Consider the following 16501-nt stretch of genomic DNA (forward strand, 5'->3'; position numbering starts at 1 on the left):
AAACTGCCGTCTCGTTGGCTAAACTCTTCGATCGCCTCACGGCGCTCAGTGATGTGTTCACCAATGCTATTATCCAGATTCACATCAGTGAGAATTCCGTTGTTTCCCAAATGGGATAATATAGATTCATTATGCACACGGATGCCGCCGGCGATGTAGTTATGATGCTTGGCGACCTCGAAGTTGTACACCTGGTGGCTCTTGGCCTCGGGCATGACATTCGTGGGTATTTGCAGGCTGAGTTGAAGGGTTGAGCTAAGCGTGCTCCCATCTAATTGCAGCAGCGAAAGCGCAGCCTCAGGATTTAGAGCTTGGGTCCGGAGGATAAAGTCAGTGGTCATCATAACTCTTAAAATTCCTATGAATGCGTTCTCTTTTGTTCATCGCCAGCCTTGCTCAGCGATGACAGAAATTTCTCCCGGAAGAGTTCCGGTGGGTTAAACGGGGAAACGCAGTCCACAATCACGATGTGTTCCCCTGACGTCCAGTCCCTGATGTCAAGATCTGTGTTCCCGGCCTCAACGCGGGCCTTCACCTCACCCGAGACATTCGCCCAGGTTAACGCCACCGGCTGCTTCTCCTTGGAATACAGCCGAAATCGCCGCAGCAGGGTGGGTGTGGCGACCGTCTTCTCGATACTGCGGATAGGAAGATCCTTATGGGCCTTGGACATGGTCATTAGCCAGACCGCATTGCCCATGGTGGCGGCAAAGGTCGGGGCATCCAGTGCGCTCAGCGCACCCTTCTGCGTCTTTGACATCTGGCAAAGCTCCCTAGTTCAAAACACGAGATGGTTTTGATTTGGAGGCTTTGCGCTGCCTCGCCGCCAGCGCCTTGCGCTGTTCACGGTTCGGTCCCTGTAGCGGAGTGGAAGCCGTCATTGGATTATGTCTGACCGCAAGGGGCTCATTACGGGGCATGGTCGAGAGAGCCATCTCGGACAAAGGCTGTACCGGGCCGCGATCCAGCACCATCGGCGCGGGAAGGCGCGGCCCCTGACTTTCCCATTCCGCAGCCTTGTAGATGTCCTCAAGTGTGGTGCCTGAGCATACCAGCACGAAATCTTCAGGTTTGGGTAAAAGCTCTCCAAAATCCCAGTGGAACGGCATGGGGTCGCCCTCCCCCACACGGATCAGTTCGTCCTCATCAACAACACCACCCAAAGCTTCGATGAGATCGGCTACTGCCCAGAACTTGCGGTCATTGGCCTCCCCCACAAGAAACCGGGTACCAAGGCGAATGCGGCCCTGATCCTTGATATCCACAGTACCATCTGCATTGCGTCGACCTGTGACCGCTTTGACAAAGCCGTCGCGTGGGCTGCCCACGGGAACATTCGTGGCGGCGCGGATCAGTGTGCCGTCCTGATTCTGGATAATGCCGTCATCACGCAGAACGTCGATCAGCGTCTCGTACTTGTACGACTTCTTGCTGTCCGGGCGATAGTAGACGTGGCCGGGGGTCACGAATGTGCCGTGGAAATCCAAGACGATCTTGGCTTCGTTCTGGAACGTGCGCGTGACCTTGCCGGGAACCATTTGTCCCGTCTTCTGGTCCATCGACAGAACCCAGTCATCCGGCCTGATCTGTTCAATCGGCTTCTTAGACCCGTCCGCCATTGTAATCATTGTACCAGCAAGGAAGCAGTTGCTGTCACTCGCTCGAAGGCCATTGATATATGCGCGCATCAGATTTTGATCATTATTGTCGCGAGCTGTTTGGAACAAAGCGACGGCATCTTCAGCGGTCAATGTTCCATTGTTCAAACCGTTTTTGATTGCCGCAGAAAGGAAGGCAACCATTTGGTCAGGATTGGCGTAGTGATCGGTATAATTATAGTCTCTTGTTGTATCGCCACTTATGAATAACTCAACTTCATCGTTCCGACGGGCAATTAGTCCGTCTCTTGGTATGTTCCCCAAACCATCCCCGAGATCAGCTCTTCTCCATGACCCAATCTCAATCATCGCTTGATGGAAATTTCCGGCATTTATTTCTCGCCAAACAGAATCGTTAGGATTGGTTACGCCAGCATTAAATGTAAGGCTAACGAGAGCATCAAATTGGTTTTGTGTCAACGTAACATTCACGTTTGCATTTACGATGGCTTCAGCGTCTCTCAAATCTTGGCGGAGATAATTTTGGGCCTGTGCTTCGGTGATAACCATACCAGCGGTAATGCTCGGATCGCGATGACCGTATCCAATCGTATAAATTCCACCTGCCTCTGCGATATATGCAGTAGAGTGAAATTGCTCGTAATTGGTGATCAAATCAATTCCGGCTTGAGACGTTGTCATAGTCATTCGTAATTCTCCGAGTTAGCATGATCGTAGAATGTGCATTCCCACTCGTTAGCTTGAACGAATATATCTGTAGATAACTCGTCGCTATTGTTATCCATTTTGATGTGGGCCAATCGTGGTTTTAGGTCTGATACGCTGCCGCGCATCATCTGTGTTTCGCCGTCTACAATTCGGAACTCTTTAGGGTTGAAGGAAAGGTCTCGACCGTCACCATACGATACAAATAGAAGTTTATCTTTATATATAGAGTTTAAGTCAAAAGATGAGTAGAAGAGAGGCGACAGAAGGTTTGTATGACAAGAAATTTGATATCGCGCTATTGGCGGGCAAGTTCTATCGCTACAGACCTGAGAAAAGGCTGGTAATGCCACTTGAAAAGCGGCAAGGATTGCGAAATATCTAAACATTTTTCCAATCATCTGGATGCCCTATTACGGTATTGCCAAGTTGTTTGAGGATGCATGAAAAGTGATTTTGCACCAAATGCGCGGAAAGTTTCACCTACCATGTAAATTATGAAGCCGATGGCTAAGAATTTTAGCATTCGTAGTTTCCCGCCATAAGTATACTCTCCATTCTAAATATAGTTCTTGTATTGCTGACCAGTTCCAGACCCTGAACTTTCTATATTTGTTAGTGGATGATATGAGAGGAAGATGCCAAGCAAGATATATGTAGTCAAAAATGCTATGGGCATTATGACGAAGTTGTTTTTATGTATATTTGCGTGAATAAGGCTCAAGCCTAAGAGCATCGAAATCGCCACGAACGCGCCGCCATATATTGTATATATTAGGGTCGCGGCACTCAATGCGGCAAAAGTAATATATACAATATAATATAGCAATAAGGGGCCCTCATTTCAGACTTTACAATGGCTTTGAACTTGATTAGATAGGTAGCAGTTTTGTAGCATAAATCCTTTTCAAGGGCTCATTGCTTTAATCCAGTCTGATGGCAAACAACGTCTTGCCAGCCAGAGATGCAATCGAAATCCGCCACGGTTGTCAAACCATCCCTGAAAACCCTGATTTGATCTCATATGACTCGGCGTTCTGATACTCGAGGCGTAACCCTTAACCATCACGTTCTCCAAGTGGTAGGGAAGCGATTTCCCAACATTCGTTCACGGGCAGGTAAACGCCTATCAGGTCAGCAGGCCAACACCCGCTAAACTCGTTGAAGGAAAAAAGGTGGCTCTCTGTCTACGAGAATGTAGCTTCACAACATCAACCCTGTAACTTATTGTTTTTTGTATAAAACAAATAGTTTCCATTTGGTCAACAATAAAATGAATCTCTCAGACGGCTCTGTCGCAAATTTTTGGGATTGGATGTGCGAGTTGTATTGTGTTAGCAGCGGGTATTTGATTTTGAAGGCGAGTAACCACCTGTGACGATTGATTTCAAGGGTATCCATTATCCCAAGGGCGCAATCCTTTATGCGGTGTATTTGTACGTACGCTTTGGTGTGTCTTACCGGGATTTGGAAGAAATCATGCACGAACGTGGGGTGGATGTCGATCACGCGACATTGAACGGCTAGGTCGTGAAGTTCTCGCCGCTGATTGCCAAGGCAGCTCAGACCAGAAAACGACCAACAGCCAATTCCTGGCGCATGGATGAAACCTACATCAAGGTGAAAGGCAACTGAAAGTATCTCTACCGAGCCGTTGATCGAAACGGGCAAACCCTTGATTTCATGTTGTCCGAGCGCCGAAACACGGCTGCGGCACGACGATTTTTGAAGAACGCTATTCAGAGCAACGGTGCCCCCGAACGCATTGTTATTGATCAAAGTGGGGCCAATCTGGCTGGCATTGAGGCGGTCAATGTGATCCGGAAGATCAGGGGTATGCGGCCTCTGATCCAGACCGTTCTGGCCAAGCACCTCAACAACATCGTCGAGCAGGATCACCGCTTTGGCAAAAGGATCACGCGCCCGACCATGAGGTTCAAAGCGTTTCATTCAGCGGCGGCAACTCTGGACGGGATTGAGGCCGCCCACATGATCCGAAAGGACCAGATCATCGTGTCAGGGCAAAACGGCTTTCAGAAATTTGCTGCGCTCGCGGGCTAAGTGTAGCGAACTGCAAACGTAATCAGTTCAGGCTGCAATCGTCCTGATTTTTCGACCAAGTTGTTTGCATCTATGAGTGCACTTCAAACCAGATTGCTTGCGACCGTAACCACTTTATCTGCAACGCGACTGCAATCATCCAACTCAGACGACATTACCTGCAATGTTGAAATCTGAAATTTCTCCACGGAAAGGGAGATTATTTTTCTCGGAACGAAAATCCCTTGTCCGCAATGCACTGTATGAACGCAGGTTGCCATTCGCCCGACCATTTAAGAAGGATTTCGTTTTCTTCTTCTGTTCTATCAACACTCAGCATTGGCTTTATCTTCTGGAAAACTTCGGTTTTTGACGTGTACGCTTTCCCGCTGATCTCGACTCCAGCACCATATACCGCCTTGTCGCACGCTTCATATGCCTCCTTGTAAGCTGGGTGTTCTGCCGTGACGACACCGAACTCTGGATGTTCCCAAGATGGACCTGCTGACGCGTCTTCTCGGCAAGCGGTCAAGCTTAGAGCGATAATCAGGAAGTAAATTCGTCTCATTGGGACCTCGGCCTTGCGTGATGATGGAAGTTTTCGATGAAGTTCATAAGCTCGATCTAGTGTTCCGCTATCGCATTGATCCAGAGGTCAAAATCGTTTGCTCAGCCGAACCGACTTTTAGAGGTGAAATCGCAAAAAACAGTGAACCTCTCGCGCTGTCTGATTGGTCAATAAAGAAGTCAGAGGTCAATGAGACACCATATGCTTTTTTCAGCTCATCGGCATCAATATCCACTCGTTCATAAGAGCTATCCCATTGCTCCAGCCGTGAAAACGTTGAGAACAGAAGTTCTTGCGCCTCTTGGGGTTTGGCGTCTATCGCAACTTGGCACGATACCGGTCTATCGTCTTTCATCTGGTACGCAATCGACCCGTCACCAAGGGAGTCTTTTCGGATGTATTCGTATTCCACATTGTTGATTACTGAAGCCGCTGTGGTGCCGCCAAGCAGCTGTAATCCAAGTTTTTGCCTTTCGATATCTCCGTCCGCAGGTAGGCAATAGTTAGCGAATGCTGCGTATCCAAATCCAAGCCGTTTGAAGGCTGTTGGCCCTTTCGGCGCCCCCCAACCTTCATAGTAAAGAAATCCAAACTTGAGCAACGCATAGCCCGCCACTCCGAGTGCAAAATAAGGGAGTTTTGATTTAAGGTTCTGCATTGGTTTCCTACTTTAAACCTTCTTTTCGGTCGATGCGTTTCTTCAACCACCCTGCCAAGATGTTGATGATTAATAATATTCCTGCGAGAGGCAAAAACTTCCTCGGCGCAGACGCATAATAGTCCAGCAGGAGCAACGCTTCCTTGTGAGTAAAGCCCTTTGCGTTCAACGACCTGACATCGACGAAAATAGTACCCACAAAATAGGTGTACGCCGCATAACAGACTCCATAGATGCACCCTAGCATTGCTACAAGAAATGCAAGATCCAGAACACTTTTCTGGATATTCGTCTTCAGGCTGCCAGTCTTCTTCAATGCCATCACTCGGCAATGGCCCGAAGTAATGCCCGCCGATCCATTGGGTTCACGCCGTTCAAAACAACAAGCGCCGTACTGAGGGCTTCGACAGCACTCAGATTATACGGTGCTCGAAATGCTTCCGCCAAAACAAATGCCTTCAGGGTGGAACTTCGTAGATATTCCGCGTGGGGTGGCTGGGCTTTGGTTCTCGCCACGTATTCCGGCCCCTGAGCTAGAAGAATGATGGCGCAAACCAGCCTGGCGCGTTCCTCATTGGAAGCATGACCCATCCATTCGCCGATAGAATAGCTCTGCAAACGTTGTTTTGGTACGAAGCATTTGGACTTTTCAAAAATCGCGCCGACTTCGCCTTCGTAAAAGGCGCTGAGTGGGTATGGAGGTGCATTAACCCCAGCGATCTCTTCTCTGGGCGTCAGGGGTGAATCCACGTTCACCTCATGGGCTGACGTTTCGTGCATGCTAAGAACCACAGCGGCGCAAACAGGCAACAAGTACTTCATGAGCATCTTCAGAACTGGCCATTAAGATTCACGACGATTATCCCAGGGAAAGTACGGGCACCGTGATCATCAACAGCGCTGAGAGCTGCGCTATCCGTCCACTGCTGATTTTCTGGAATTCGATAGCTCAAAGGAAAGGAGCCAATTTCTTTGGTTGTGCTACGACGATTCCAGGTGGATTGTGCGGAGCCGCCCCCTTTAACGGTGTATGCAGGGAAGCTGAAAGTCTTCCCAAAGTTGGTTGTAACCGTTTGTGGCGCTTCGCCAAACTCGCACTCAAGCTGCAGCGTCTGCGGCTGATCAGTAATAGGAACATTGATTGTTGCCGGAGTCGTCAAACGACCTCGAGTGTTCCCGACTTGATATGAGCATTTTGCCGCAGCACCGATTTTGTTGTGATCGATCTTGGTGTGTCGATTACCTTTAATATACGCATTGGCCAGAATGTTGATGGGTTGTTCAATCGCTGTACCGTCAAATCTGGCTGTAGCTGGCCTCTCAGTTGTCGTGTTTAGGCAGGCAGAAAGAAAGACCGCAGGAGCAAAAGCAACTACATATCTAAAACTCAACTTCATTGTTTTTCCTTAATTTACGCGCAAATGATTGAGAAATAGGCTTGGATGCTCCAAACGCCTTGACCTTCCGGTCGAACATTGGGCTCACCGCATTCTGCGACTTTGTATCCGTTGGGACAGATGTTTTTTGCCTGACTGGGAAGACCGGTGCCATGTGTGCCGAATTCGATCCGCTTCATTCCACGTTCAATATCTGCTTGATCAGGGGCATTGCCTTGCAAGTCTGGAATGGCGCCACCAGCACTGACTGCGTAGGCTGTTTGACCGGAGATGGATTTTGTTTGCACAGTGTCTCTCGTTTGAGATGTTGCACAAGCAGAAACCACAGCCGCGAACAATAGAAACGGGGAAAATTTAGCTATCTTCGACATGCTGCCCAGTGTTCTTTCAATAAGTTAAGCGTGTTTTGACGAGATGCAGTTCGATGCGTCCAAATGCAAGCAGATCAAGCAACGTGGTGGAACGAAACATCCAGCTGTTGCGCGTCTACCAAACGCAGGTTTGTCAGACGGTGCCAGCACCAATCTCGACGGCACTGAATCCGCGCAACAAATTTGTCTGTTTACCGCATCTGGAAATCACCGTATGCATTTGAGCAATCGAGTTGATTATTCAGACGGTTTTCCATGCTCATTGGCTATGCACGCGTATCGACCGAGGATCAGAGCCTTACCTTGCAGCATGATGCATTGCGTGCCGCAGGATGCGAGCGGATTTTCGACGATAAGGTAAGCGGGGCCAAAATTGAGCGTCCAGGTCTTATCAAGGCATTGGAGCAGCTTCGCGAGGGCGACACATTGGTTGTCTGGCGGCTGGATCGGATGGGGCGGTCTCTGAAGGATCTCATTGCCCGTGCTGAAGAACTAAAGGAAATGGGTGTTGGTCTGAAAAGCCTCCAGGAAGCCATCGACACCACTTCAAGCGGCGGTTAGCTCATCTTCCATATGTTCGGCGCCTTGGCCGAGTTCGAGCGCAACCTTATCCGCGAGCGCACACAAGCTGGTCTGACGGCAGCGCGGGCACGCGGCCGCAAGGGCGGTCGTAAGAAGGTGTTGAATCACAAGAAACGGGCTCATGCCGTCCAACTCTACCATTCTCGTGAACATACAATCCCGGAGATTTGTAATCTGATGGGTATCTCTCGGGCCACGCTCTACGCCTATGTGGATGAGTTTTCCGATGGTAAATAGGGGTATCCGCATACCAGTCGAGACATTGCTGGCGTTGAGAACCCGGTTGGCGGGATTGCCGCCGCGGTCAGCCGCTCGTCGGGAAGAAATTGGCCGGATCGCGGATCTCTTTGGTGTCAGCCCATCCACTGTCTATCGCGCCCTGAAGTCACTGCATCAACCCAAGGGTCTTCGGCGAGCTGACCGTGGCAAGCCGCGCGGCATCCCCGAGCACGATTTGGCGCGTTACTGCGAAATCATCGCTGCACTGAAAATGCGAACGAGCAACAAGAAGGGGCGCCATCTATCAACCAACCGGGCCATTGAGCTTCTGGAAGAGCACGGAGTGGAAACACCCGAAGGCCATGTACAACCAGTGAAAGGCTTGCTCAGACCGACAACTGTTAACCGGTGGCTGCGGTCATGGGGATATGATCGGCCAAGAATGATCCGGGCAACACCCGCGGTCCGGTTTGAGGCCCGCTATTCCAATGCCTGCTGGCAATTCGACATCAGCCCATCGGATTTGAAGCACATTCAGCAACCGGCATGGGTGGACCCGAAGCGTGGCCAACCAACCATGATGCTTTACAGTGTCGTGGATGATCGCTCCGGTACATCCTATCAGGAATACCGCTGTGTCTATGGCGAGGACGCCGAAAGCGCGCTGCGTTTCCTGTTCAACGCCATGGCCCCGAAGGAAGATACAGAGTTCCAGGGCATTCCCGAGACGATCTATCTGGACAACGGCCCTGTTGCGAAAAGCTTGGTGTTCCAGACTGTGATGGAACGGCTCGGCGTGGACTGGAAAACCCACATGCCTGCCGGATCTGACGGTTCCCGCGTCACCGCTCGATCAAAGGGCAAGGTGGAGCGCCCATTCAGAACCGTGAAAGAAGCCCATGAGACGCTGTATCATTTCCATAAGCCTGAAACCGAAGCGGAGGCCAATCTCTGGCTGAGAAACTTCATCGGCAAATACAATGACAAGCCCCACCGCCGGGAGGAACACAGCCGGATCGATGACTGGATTGCCAACCTCCCGGAGACCGGCATTCGCGAGATGTGTTCCTGGGAACGCTTCTGTGCCTTTGCTCGTGAGCCAGAACGCCGCAAGGTTGCCGCCGATGCGCGGGTGTCGATTGACGGAGCATTCTACGAGGTCGATGGCGATCTGGCGGGCGAAGAGGTGCTGTTATGGTGGGGTCTGTTCGATCACGAATTGTTCGTGGAGTGGAATGATAAGCGCTATGGTCCCTATCGACCGGAAGGCGGGCCAATTCCGTTGCACCGATATCGAAAGCGCAAACACTCGCCCCGAGAAAAGCGTGCTGAGGCGGTCGCCAAACTGGCGGAACAAATAAGCTTGCCCCGCGCGGCGCTTGGCGGATCGGGTTTTGATGTCGCCCCGGCTGAGGTGGTGCCACTGCCCAAGGTCAAATTTACCGGCCCTGACCCGTGGGGCCAGATTGCCTATGAAAACGAACTCAGCGCGCGGCGGGGGATTTCTTATCTACTGGACCGACCGCTGGCAGAGCTTTCATCAATTGACCGCGCATTTGTCGGCGAACTCGTCGGTCGGACACTGAACAAAGCTGAGATCGAAACGGCCATCAAAGAGCGCTTCCGGCGCGGGAAATAAGAAAGGGGGGCGAGCAGGTGTTAAACAGGCAGGTCATGCAGCATTTCCACATCGAGCGCGTGTGGAGCCAGGCTGGATACTTTGAAACCGAGCGACTGGTCCAGTTCCGTGAGGATGTGATGGCGGCCATCATGGCCGGGGATCTGATTGCCATTTCCGGCCCGGTGGGTGTTGGCAAGACCGTGATGATCAACCGTCTTCAGGATCAGATCACAGCAGATAAGAAGATCATCGTGGCGCGCAGCCTGTCGGTCGATAAGCCGCGTGTTGTTCTACCCGCCCTGATCACAGCACTGTTCCTCGACATCACCGGCGACCCGGACATGAAAGTGCCCACCCAACCAGAACGCCGGGAAAGGCTACTTCAGGAAGCTGTGCGAAAAGCCAAGAAACCAATCGCTCTCTTCATCGACGAAGCCCATGATCTGGATGGTCACACGTTGAACGGTTTGAAGCGGCTTCGGGAGGTCATCAGCGCAGGTGGTGGTTCGCTATCTGTTGTCCTTGTTGGCCACCCCCGGCTTCAGAACGACCTGCGGCGCGCGACGATGGAAGAGATCGGTCATCGGACGACAAAGTTCGAGTTCAGCAGCATTGGCGATGAACGCCGGGAATTTGTGTCCTGGCTTCTGGTGCAGTGCCTGACGGATGGGGTTGACCCGTCTGACGTCTTTGAAGACGCCGCACAGGAGTATCTGGCAGAACGTTTGTCCACCCCGCTGCAATTTGCCGAGCATTTGAATCGAGCGTTCATTGATGCCTACCGCATGGGCGCAGATCAGGTCACACGCGACATTGTCGAAGAAACCATCTCCGTTGGGTTTGATGATCTCGATGCCCGTCTTTCCCGGATCGGTTACAGCCCAAAAGCACTGACCGATCTTACCGACACTCGTCTACCGGAGATCCGGCGCTTCCTGAAAGGCCAACTGGACACGGACAGAACCAACGAACTCTCCACTCTCATGCGTAAAGCGGGGCTGCCTATATGATCAACATTAAGGTTTGCGTCGTTATGTCGGTACTTTGTGCCACAACGGCATTTGCTGAAGACGATCAATTGGATCTTGCTCGTCAAATTGAAGACGCGTCCAGGACAACAGACCACCCGTCCTCTGAAAGCAGCAAAGGTGCTGGCTGGTCCATCTATCCACCTCTCTTTGCTGATATGCACGAGATGGAAGTCAGCAACTGTAACATCACAGCGAGAACCATATCGATTGGCGTCGTCGAAGATCCTAACTCGGAAATTACTTTCGATCTTAATCGCACCCAAATTCCCGATCCAACCGTGCCTATTGGGTCAGAGTACGTCTTCACACCGGTAAAGGATAACAAAAGTGCGATGACTTCAATTACGTTCAGGTTTTTTCACCCTTATAAGCCGGTTATGCGATCAAAAAAATTCATTGGTGAAGGCAAAATCGAGCAACCCGTTACCTTTTTACAATTCTTGATGCAGCCTGTGTCGGATGAAGAACAGCCTCGACGCCTTTTGGCTCTGCTCAATCAGTATCAGTCTGCATATTGCACCTATACGGGCTGAATTGGATGGGCACACATCTGGCGAGTAAACTACTCTATATTGTCTGTTACTGCTTCCTGCTTCCCAAATTTGCTTGTGCAGAAGAGCACCAGAAATCTCTAGCCGGAGAGATTGAAGAAACGTCGATGACTGAAGTTACCTTTGGCGAAAGCGAGCCTGGCGTCGATGGTTTTCAGCTGTCTTTGACCGTCAAAAGGTCGATTAAAGTCAAGGACTGCCAGATCATAGCATGGACCGAAGAGACCGACCCGTGGCGAACCAAAAGGTCTGGCATCAAGTTTAACCTGTCGCGAACGCTGCTGCCGGATTTGACAGATGAAGGTAATCCCAAATTTGGAATCATGGATTTGGGAGAGCATAGCTCAATCGGGGTGATCACCTTTTCGTTTGCTCCGCTCTACCAACCGACAAGTCTTCCCCAGGCTGATCAGAACAAAGTCATTGAACAGTATATTTTTAGAATGGAGAAAATGACGGACAGTCGACAGCACCATCGTCTGCTCACAGCCCTGCAAAGATACAAGGATAATTACTGCGTGTTTTCCAGCTGAAAGGCTGTTCGCAGATAAAGTGGTTTGAGTAGGATGATTGCAGTCGCGTTGCAGATAAACTGAGTACGTTTGCAATTAATCCGGTTTGGTGCGCCTGGATAGACGCAATTAATTTGGTCGAAAAATCAAGATAATTGCGGTTCAAGCTGATTATGTTTGTAGTTCGTTACAGCTAAGTGTGTCCTCCGAAAGGTGTCTGTATTCGATTGGGAAATTTGCGACAGAACCTGAAAATCCACCCCTCGGCTTCGGAGTTCATCAAGCAAAAGGAGAAGATGAACAGTCGAACGCCCGAGACGGTCAAGCTTCCAGACCACAAGCGTATCGCCTTTCTTCAACTCGCCCAGAACCTCATTCAACCCTTTGCGGTTTCGCACCGCGCCGGATACGCCGTGATCGCCATAGATCACATCGCAGCCCGCCACGTTCAAAGCGTCGATTTGCAGAGCTTCCGTTTGCTCATGGTCTGATACCCGAATGTAGCCGATCTTGCTCACAATTTTTTGAAGCACCCTTTTGTTAAATCATGCAAGAAAAATTCTCTTAATAAAACAATAACTTAAAAATCGTCCGGAGCCACGCCGGCTATCAAAAAGCGGCAAGACACGATCCGCGTATTCTGGCGTGAGAATTTCGGCCCCGATGGCAAGAACCTCTGGACGTGAGGAAACGAGATGATGAACTGGAATTTGAAACCCGCTGTTTTCGGCCTCGTTCTGCTCGGCTATGACCGTGATCCCGTCTTCATCTTCCACGCCGATGAATAGGCCGGAATTTTGACTGCCGAATATCACGGCCAGCAACCGTTAAACATGGAATTGGATGCCTTGCTTGAAAATTCACCCCTGCAAAAATGCAAGTCATGAGTGATGCCATTCGAGGCTCTGACCATCTGTGCCAAAAATCAGGTACGCAAAACGGTGAAACGTTTTGAGGCCACGCACCTGATTTCGCTTGTCGATCCGCATGACCGAATGCCTCGGCCGCGCAGGATTGAGCGCGGCAATCATCTGGCCATGCATTTTGATGATGTGGCCGATCCGAGCTTACCCGACGCGCCGCAACGGGATCATCTGACACGGGCCATCGAATGGGTAGATCGGCTGCCGGAAACCGCGCGACTGGTCGTGCATTGCACGGCAGGGATCAGCCGATCCACGGCGCTGTCATATGCATTGCTGCGCTGCTCGGTGCCGGATCAGAAAACTATGGCCTACGTGCTGCGAGTCAGGCCAGAGGCACGACCTAACGCGTTGATGATGCGGCAGGTTTATGCTATCCACGCCACAAGCGGGCAATGGTGTAACCACAAGTCTTAATATGCGGTATTTTAAATAGAGGCGAATATTGGCTATAGAATATGACAAAATTCTAGCTATAGCATCAGCAACAGCGATGGCCGTAGTCATAGCTATATTATCGATACTAGCCTTTGACCTTCTTACGCCCCCAAGCGGAACGGTTGGTAGTTACATTGATGTCGGCAGGTTTTTTAAGGCATTATTTTTCCTGTATGGATTTCTATTTTCACCTGCGGTAATCGTCACAGTTACATATGCCTTCTATCTCAATGGCCGCATCCGCGGTCGCCCACAATCATATGCCATAGAAATTATTTCTATCATTGTGGCCGCCATAACGATCTTAACATTTTACTCAATATTTGTACATCAGAACCTGTAGGAGGATTTGAAGATGGCAAGCGAAACACCCCAAACTTACGACGACAATATCCTCAAACTCGTTGATATGTATAGTACAATCGCCCTGCAGGTACAAAGCTCTCTTGGATCGAACGCAAGTTCCATCGCAGCTCTTGGGTCGATTTTGGAGGAATATAATGACAGATTTGAAAGCGGCTCCGATATCTTCAGCCAAGCTGTTGGAGACGCGGCCTCGTATTTCTTAAATTCCAATCACGCAGATATCCTCGAAGAGTACAATTTCGTACAATCCCAAAGTGCAGAATGGCGATCTGGAATAAGCGGCGTTGATAAGTTTCGCTATCCTGTCATGTTGGATATAGGGGCAGGTAACGTCCAAGTTTACACTGCAATAGGTTTGCTAGATGAATATAATCAGAGGTTTCCTGCCTCTGATCCCTTGGATTTAAAGAAATACAATTCCGATTACTCCAAGCTCGCCCTCGATCTCGATCAGTCATTTAATACTGCAACTGTAAAATTTGCATCACTCATGGTAGAAAAGGGGATGACTTGGGGCGCACAGAACATTTCCAACTGGAATTCCCTGGACGCTCTCGAAAAAGAGGCTTTCTCCGTTTATTTTTACAATGTTGGCGAAGAGTTCGTCGAATTTCGCCGAGATGCCGCCATTGCTGAAAATGGTGCATACAATGTGGACATTGAAAATACTGATATTGCACAAGAATATCTACAAAATTATTCATCTATTCTAGAAAGAATGCTACCTGATAATGAGCGCCTGTCTGGATTGAGAGAGCTTATTGCATCAGGTCAATTGGATGATAAAAACAACCACTGCTTCCTCGGCGACACCGCAATCGGCATGTGGCCGCTTGATCGGAACCTCAAGCCCGATAGCAATGGCGTGTATGATCAGGACGAGGTACGGGCGAAGATTTGGACGAAGCCCATCAGTGAGATCAGTGTCGATGATTGGGTTATCTCCTATGACAAGCAGTGCAACCTCGTGCCGGGCAAAGTCACCCGCACGATGCAGAACAACGCGACGCACATCCTAGATTTCTGGGGAACAGGTGTGACCCCTGGTCACGCTTATCTGTGCGGAGACGGCAAATATGAAGGCGAACATATTCCGATTATCGACATTCTGAGACAGGATGGCGCGATCGTTCTGGACAATGGCACAAAGGTGCGTGCTTCGATCAACTGGCCTGTTGGATCGCTGCCGGATCAGTTTATCTGGGTGCTGGCAGGTCATGATGATGACCAAAAAATCAAGGTCACCGACAAGAAACAAATTCGGATCGGCACCCGCATGATTGCGCCGGACGGGTCTGACGACTGCATTCTGGATCGGCTGGTGCATACCTATGGGCCACTCAGCGAAAACGGGTTTTTCGAGAATGGCACTGACGTGCGCAGCTTGGTTGTCCACTGGCCATACGGAGACAAAATTCCCAATCCGGAAGACTACATCCTGCAACGCTCGAATGTGACGCTTCAGGAGATTTACGCCGCCGGAGAATGGGAGCAGATCGGCACACGGATGCCACCCCCGCCAAACATGGTTGGTTTCAATCCTCATGTTGGCATCAAGCAGGCCAATTTGATGTTGCAGCCGTCTGCGTCAACACCAAACATTCCGCCAGCCTTTGCAGATCACCCAGATGTCCCCACAGGCACGCCCAAGCTTAACCGCAAACAGCGTAAGGCAATGGAAGCTCGCAAACGCAAAACAGCACGGGTCAAAATGCGCAAGCTGCACTGACCATAGGGCTAATCCTCATACACGACAATCCCCTTGCGTACTTCCCAAAACCGCATCTTGGCAAAGAACGCGGTCGAAACTCTGGTGCCAATGCCAAGCAGCGCGGCAAACTCCCGCCATGATGCCCACATATCGGAATGATCAAGGGGCACGGCATCAACCGCCTGTCGCGCCTCGGCCAGAAACGAGTAGTTATCGCATAGTGTTTGCTCTGGAACCCGATTTTCCGGCCATTTATGATTAGAGTTTTTTGCGACGAATCCCTGGTTGGGCGAAGGAGCGAAAGCGATGAAAGCAGCGAGATTTACGGACGCACAGAAGGCGTTTGTTTTGAAGCAATTTGAAGAAGGCAAGACGTTGCCGAAGTATGCCGTGAGGCCGGGATCAGTTCGGCGACATATTTCAATTGGAAGAAGAAGTATGCGGGGATGTTGCCATCCGACATGCGGCGGTTGCGAGAGCTTGAAGACGAGAACAGCCGTCTGAAACGGATCGTGGCCGATCTGACGTTGGATCGGGAGATGTTACAGGACGTCATCAAGCGAAAGCTCTGAGGTCGGATCGGAAGCGCGAGCTTTTCGACGGTGTCCGGGAGGACTGGCGGGTGTCTGTCAGACGCGCCTGCAAGGTGTTGCGGTTCGACAGATCGACCTACCAGTATGTTTCCCGGCGCACCGATCCGGCTGTCCTGAGACGGCGCATCAAGGAGATCTGCGAGACCCGTGTTCGCTATGGATACAGGCGAGTGCGCTATGTGTTGCGCCGCGAGGGTTGGCCCGCCAACGTCAAGAAAGTCTATAGGATTTACCGCGAGATGGGGCTGCAATTGCGGAATAAATCACCGAAACAGCGGGTGAAAGCCAAACTGAGGGAGGATCGCTCGGATGCCGTGAGGCCCAATGATGTATGGGCCATGGACTTCGTTCATGACCAGCTTGCGACTGGTCGCAAACTACGCGTCTTGACCTTTGTCGATACATTTTCGCGCGTTTCACCCGTCATTGACCCAAGGTTTAGCTACAAGGGCGAAGACGTTGTTGCCACGCTGGATCGGGTGTGTCGGCAGATCGGTTTCCCTGCGACGATACGGGTGGACAATGGCAGCGAGTTCATCTCTCGGGATATGGACCTGTGGGCCTAGGGACTATCCTGAATTTTGTGCCCTGGCGTG

General features: G+C 50.7%; 18 protein-coding genes and 3 pseudogenes. 9 read left to right on the forward strand and 12 right to left on the reverse strand.

Annotation, left to right across the window (positions count from 1 at the left end; genetic code table 11):
* The 3 genes from RA27_RS22665 to RA27_RS22675 form a co-directional block, all read right to left on the reverse strand.
* The coding region (locus RA27_RS22665; protein ID WP_206540016.1) for a hypothetical protein at positions 1 to 341 on the reverse strand (341 nt) is incomplete at its 3' end.
* A gap of 17 nt (positions 342 to 358) precedes the next feature.
* The gene (locus RA27_RS22670) at positions 359 to 760 is read right to left on the reverse strand and encodes a toxin-activating lysine-acyltransferase (protein WP_052265467.1); all 402 of its coding nucleotides are present in this window, start codon (positions 758 to 760) and stop codon (positions 359 to 361) included.
* Between the two features lie 13 nt (positions 761 to 773).
* Positions 774 to 2306: a glycoside hydrolase family protein gene (locus RA27_RS22675; protein ID WP_082025258.1), complete on the reverse strand. Its 1533-nt coding sequence runs from the start codon at positions 2304 to 2306 to the stop codon at positions 774 to 776.
* A gap of 1392 nt (positions 2307 to 3698) precedes the next feature.
* Between RA27_RS22675 and RA27_RS22685 the strand changes: the two are divergent.
* A pseudogene (locus RA27_RS22685) lies at positions 3699 to 4385 on the forward strand (IS6 family transposase).
* A 199-nt stretch (positions 4386 to 4584) separates the two neighbouring features.
* On the opposite strand, the gene RA27_RS22690 reads toward RA27_RS22685, so the two are convergent.
* From RA27_RS22690 to RA27_RS22715, 6 genes are all read right to left on the reverse strand, one after another.
* On the reverse strand, positions 4585 to 4932 hold the full coding sequence (locus RA27_RS22690) for a hypothetical protein (protein ID WP_039544464.1): 348 nt from the start codon (positions 4930 to 4932) through the stop codon (positions 4585 to 4587).
* A gap of 67 nt (positions 4933 to 4999) precedes the next feature.
* Complete coding sequence (locus tag RA27_RS22695) at positions 5000 to 5590, reverse strand: hypothetical protein (RefSeq protein WP_039544467.1); 591 nt, start codon at positions 5588 to 5590, stop codon at positions 5000 to 5002.
* Positions 5591 to 5597: 7 nt separating this feature from the next.
* Positions 5598 to 5912, reverse strand: a complete 315-nt coding sequence (locus RA27_RS22700; RefSeq protein WP_039544470.1) for a hypothetical protein — start codon at positions 5910 to 5912, stop codon at positions 5598 to 5600.
* Entirely contained in the window at positions 5912 to 6412 is a 501-nt protein-coding gene (locus tag RA27_RS22705) for a hypothetical protein (protein ID WP_039544473.1), read from the reverse strand. Before RA27_RS22705 ends, RA27_RS22700 begins: the two co-directional genes overlap by 1 nt.
* An 8-nt stretch (positions 6413 to 6420) precedes the next feature.
* The gene (locus RA27_RS22710) at positions 6421 to 6987 is read right to left on the reverse strand and encodes a hypothetical protein (RefSeq protein ID WP_039544476.1); all 567 of its coding nucleotides are present in this window, start codon (positions 6985 to 6987) and stop codon (positions 6421 to 6423) included.
* A gap of 14 nt (positions 6988 to 7001) precedes the next feature.
* A complete protein-coding gene (locus RA27_RS22715; protein ID WP_152610795.1) occupies positions 7002 to 7358 on the reverse strand; it encodes a hypothetical protein in 357 nt (118 codons plus the stop codon).
* A gap of 255 nt (positions 7359 to 7613) precedes the next feature.
* Between RA27_RS22715 and RA27_RS22720 the strand changes: the two are divergent.
* From RA27_RS22720 to RA27_RS22740, 5 genes and pseudogenes are all read left to right on the forward strand, one after another.
* A pseudogene (locus tag RA27_RS22720) lies at positions 7614 to 8177 on the forward strand (recombinase family protein).
* Between the two features lie 10 nt (positions 8178 to 8187).
* Positions 8188 to 9798, forward strand: a complete 1611-nt coding sequence (locus RA27_RS22725) for a DDE-type integrase/transposase/recombinase (protein WP_082025259.1) — start codon at positions 8188 to 8190, stop codon at positions 9796 to 9798.
* Between the two features lie 35 nt (positions 9799 to 9833).
* On the forward strand, positions 9834 to 10790 hold the full coding sequence (locus RA27_RS22730; protein ID WP_039544484.1) for an AAA family ATPase: 957 nt from the start codon (positions 9834 to 9836) through the stop codon (positions 10788 to 10790).
* Positions 10787 to 11344: a hypothetical protein gene (locus RA27_RS22735; RefSeq protein WP_152610796.1), complete on the forward strand. Its 558-nt coding sequence runs from the start codon at positions 10787 to 10789 to the stop codon at positions 11342 to 11344. The genes RA27_RS22730 and RA27_RS22735 overlap by 4 nt, the downstream gene beginning before the upstream one ends.
* A 5-nt stretch (positions 11345 to 11349) precedes the next feature.
* Positions 11350 to 11895 (forward strand): hypothetical protein, encoded by a 546-nt coding sequence (locus RA27_RS22740; protein ID WP_152610797.1) that lies wholly within the window; start codon positions 11350 to 11352, stop codon positions 11893 to 11895.
* 125 nt (positions 11896 to 12020) lie between these two features.
* Here RA27_RS22740 and RA27_RS22745 read toward each other — a convergent pair whose 3' ends face one another.
* Together RA27_RS22745 and RA27_RS24250 are read right to left on the reverse strand one after the other, a co-directional pair.
* A complete protein-coding gene (locus RA27_RS22745) occupies positions 12021 to 12407 on the reverse strand; it encodes a recombinase family protein (protein WP_343294168.1) in 387 nt (128 codons plus the stop codon).
* 12 nt (positions 12408 to 12419) lie between these two features.
* Positions 12420 to 12698 (reverse strand): hypothetical protein, encoded by a 279-nt coding sequence (locus RA27_RS24250; protein ID WP_152610798.1) that lies wholly within the window; start codon positions 12696 to 12698, stop codon positions 12420 to 12422.
* A gap of 66 nt (positions 12699 to 12764) precedes the next feature.
* Between RA27_RS24250 and RA27_RS23410 the strand changes: the two genes are divergently transcribed.
* Together RA27_RS23410 and RA27_RS23415 are read left to right on the forward strand one after the other, a co-directional pair.
* Positions 12765 to 13214, forward strand: a complete 450-nt coding sequence (locus RA27_RS23410; protein ID WP_052265469.1) for a dual specificity protein phosphatase family protein — start codon at positions 12765 to 12767, stop codon at positions 13212 to 13214.
* 376 nt (positions 13215 to 13590) lie between these two features.
* Positions 13591 to 15330 (forward strand): hypothetical protein, encoded by a 1740-nt coding sequence (locus RA27_RS23415; protein WP_052265470.1) that lies wholly within the window; start codon positions 13591 to 13593, stop codon positions 15328 to 15330.
* 8 nt (positions 15331 to 15338) lie between these two features.
* Here RA27_RS23415 and RA27_RS24535 read toward each other — a convergent pair whose 3' ends face one another.
* The gene (locus RA27_RS24535) at positions 15339 to 15482 is read right to left on the reverse strand and encodes a hypothetical protein (RefSeq protein ID WP_193746578.1); all 144 of its coding nucleotides are present in this window, start codon (positions 15480 to 15482) and stop codon (positions 15339 to 15341) included.
* 136 nt (positions 15483 to 15618) lie between these two features.
* On the opposite strand from RA27_RS24535, the pseudogene RA27_RS22770 reads away from it, so the two are divergent.
* Positions 15619 to 16468, forward strand: a pseudogene (locus RA27_RS22770) (IS3 family transposase); the annotation flags it as partial.
* Positions 16469 to 16501: the final 33 nt, after the last annotated feature.

The sequence above is a fragment of the Ruegeria sp. ANG-R genome, from assembly GCF_000813985.1.
Lineage (GTDB): Bacteria > Pseudomonadota > Alphaproteobacteria > Rhodobacterales > Rhodobacteraceae > Ruegeria.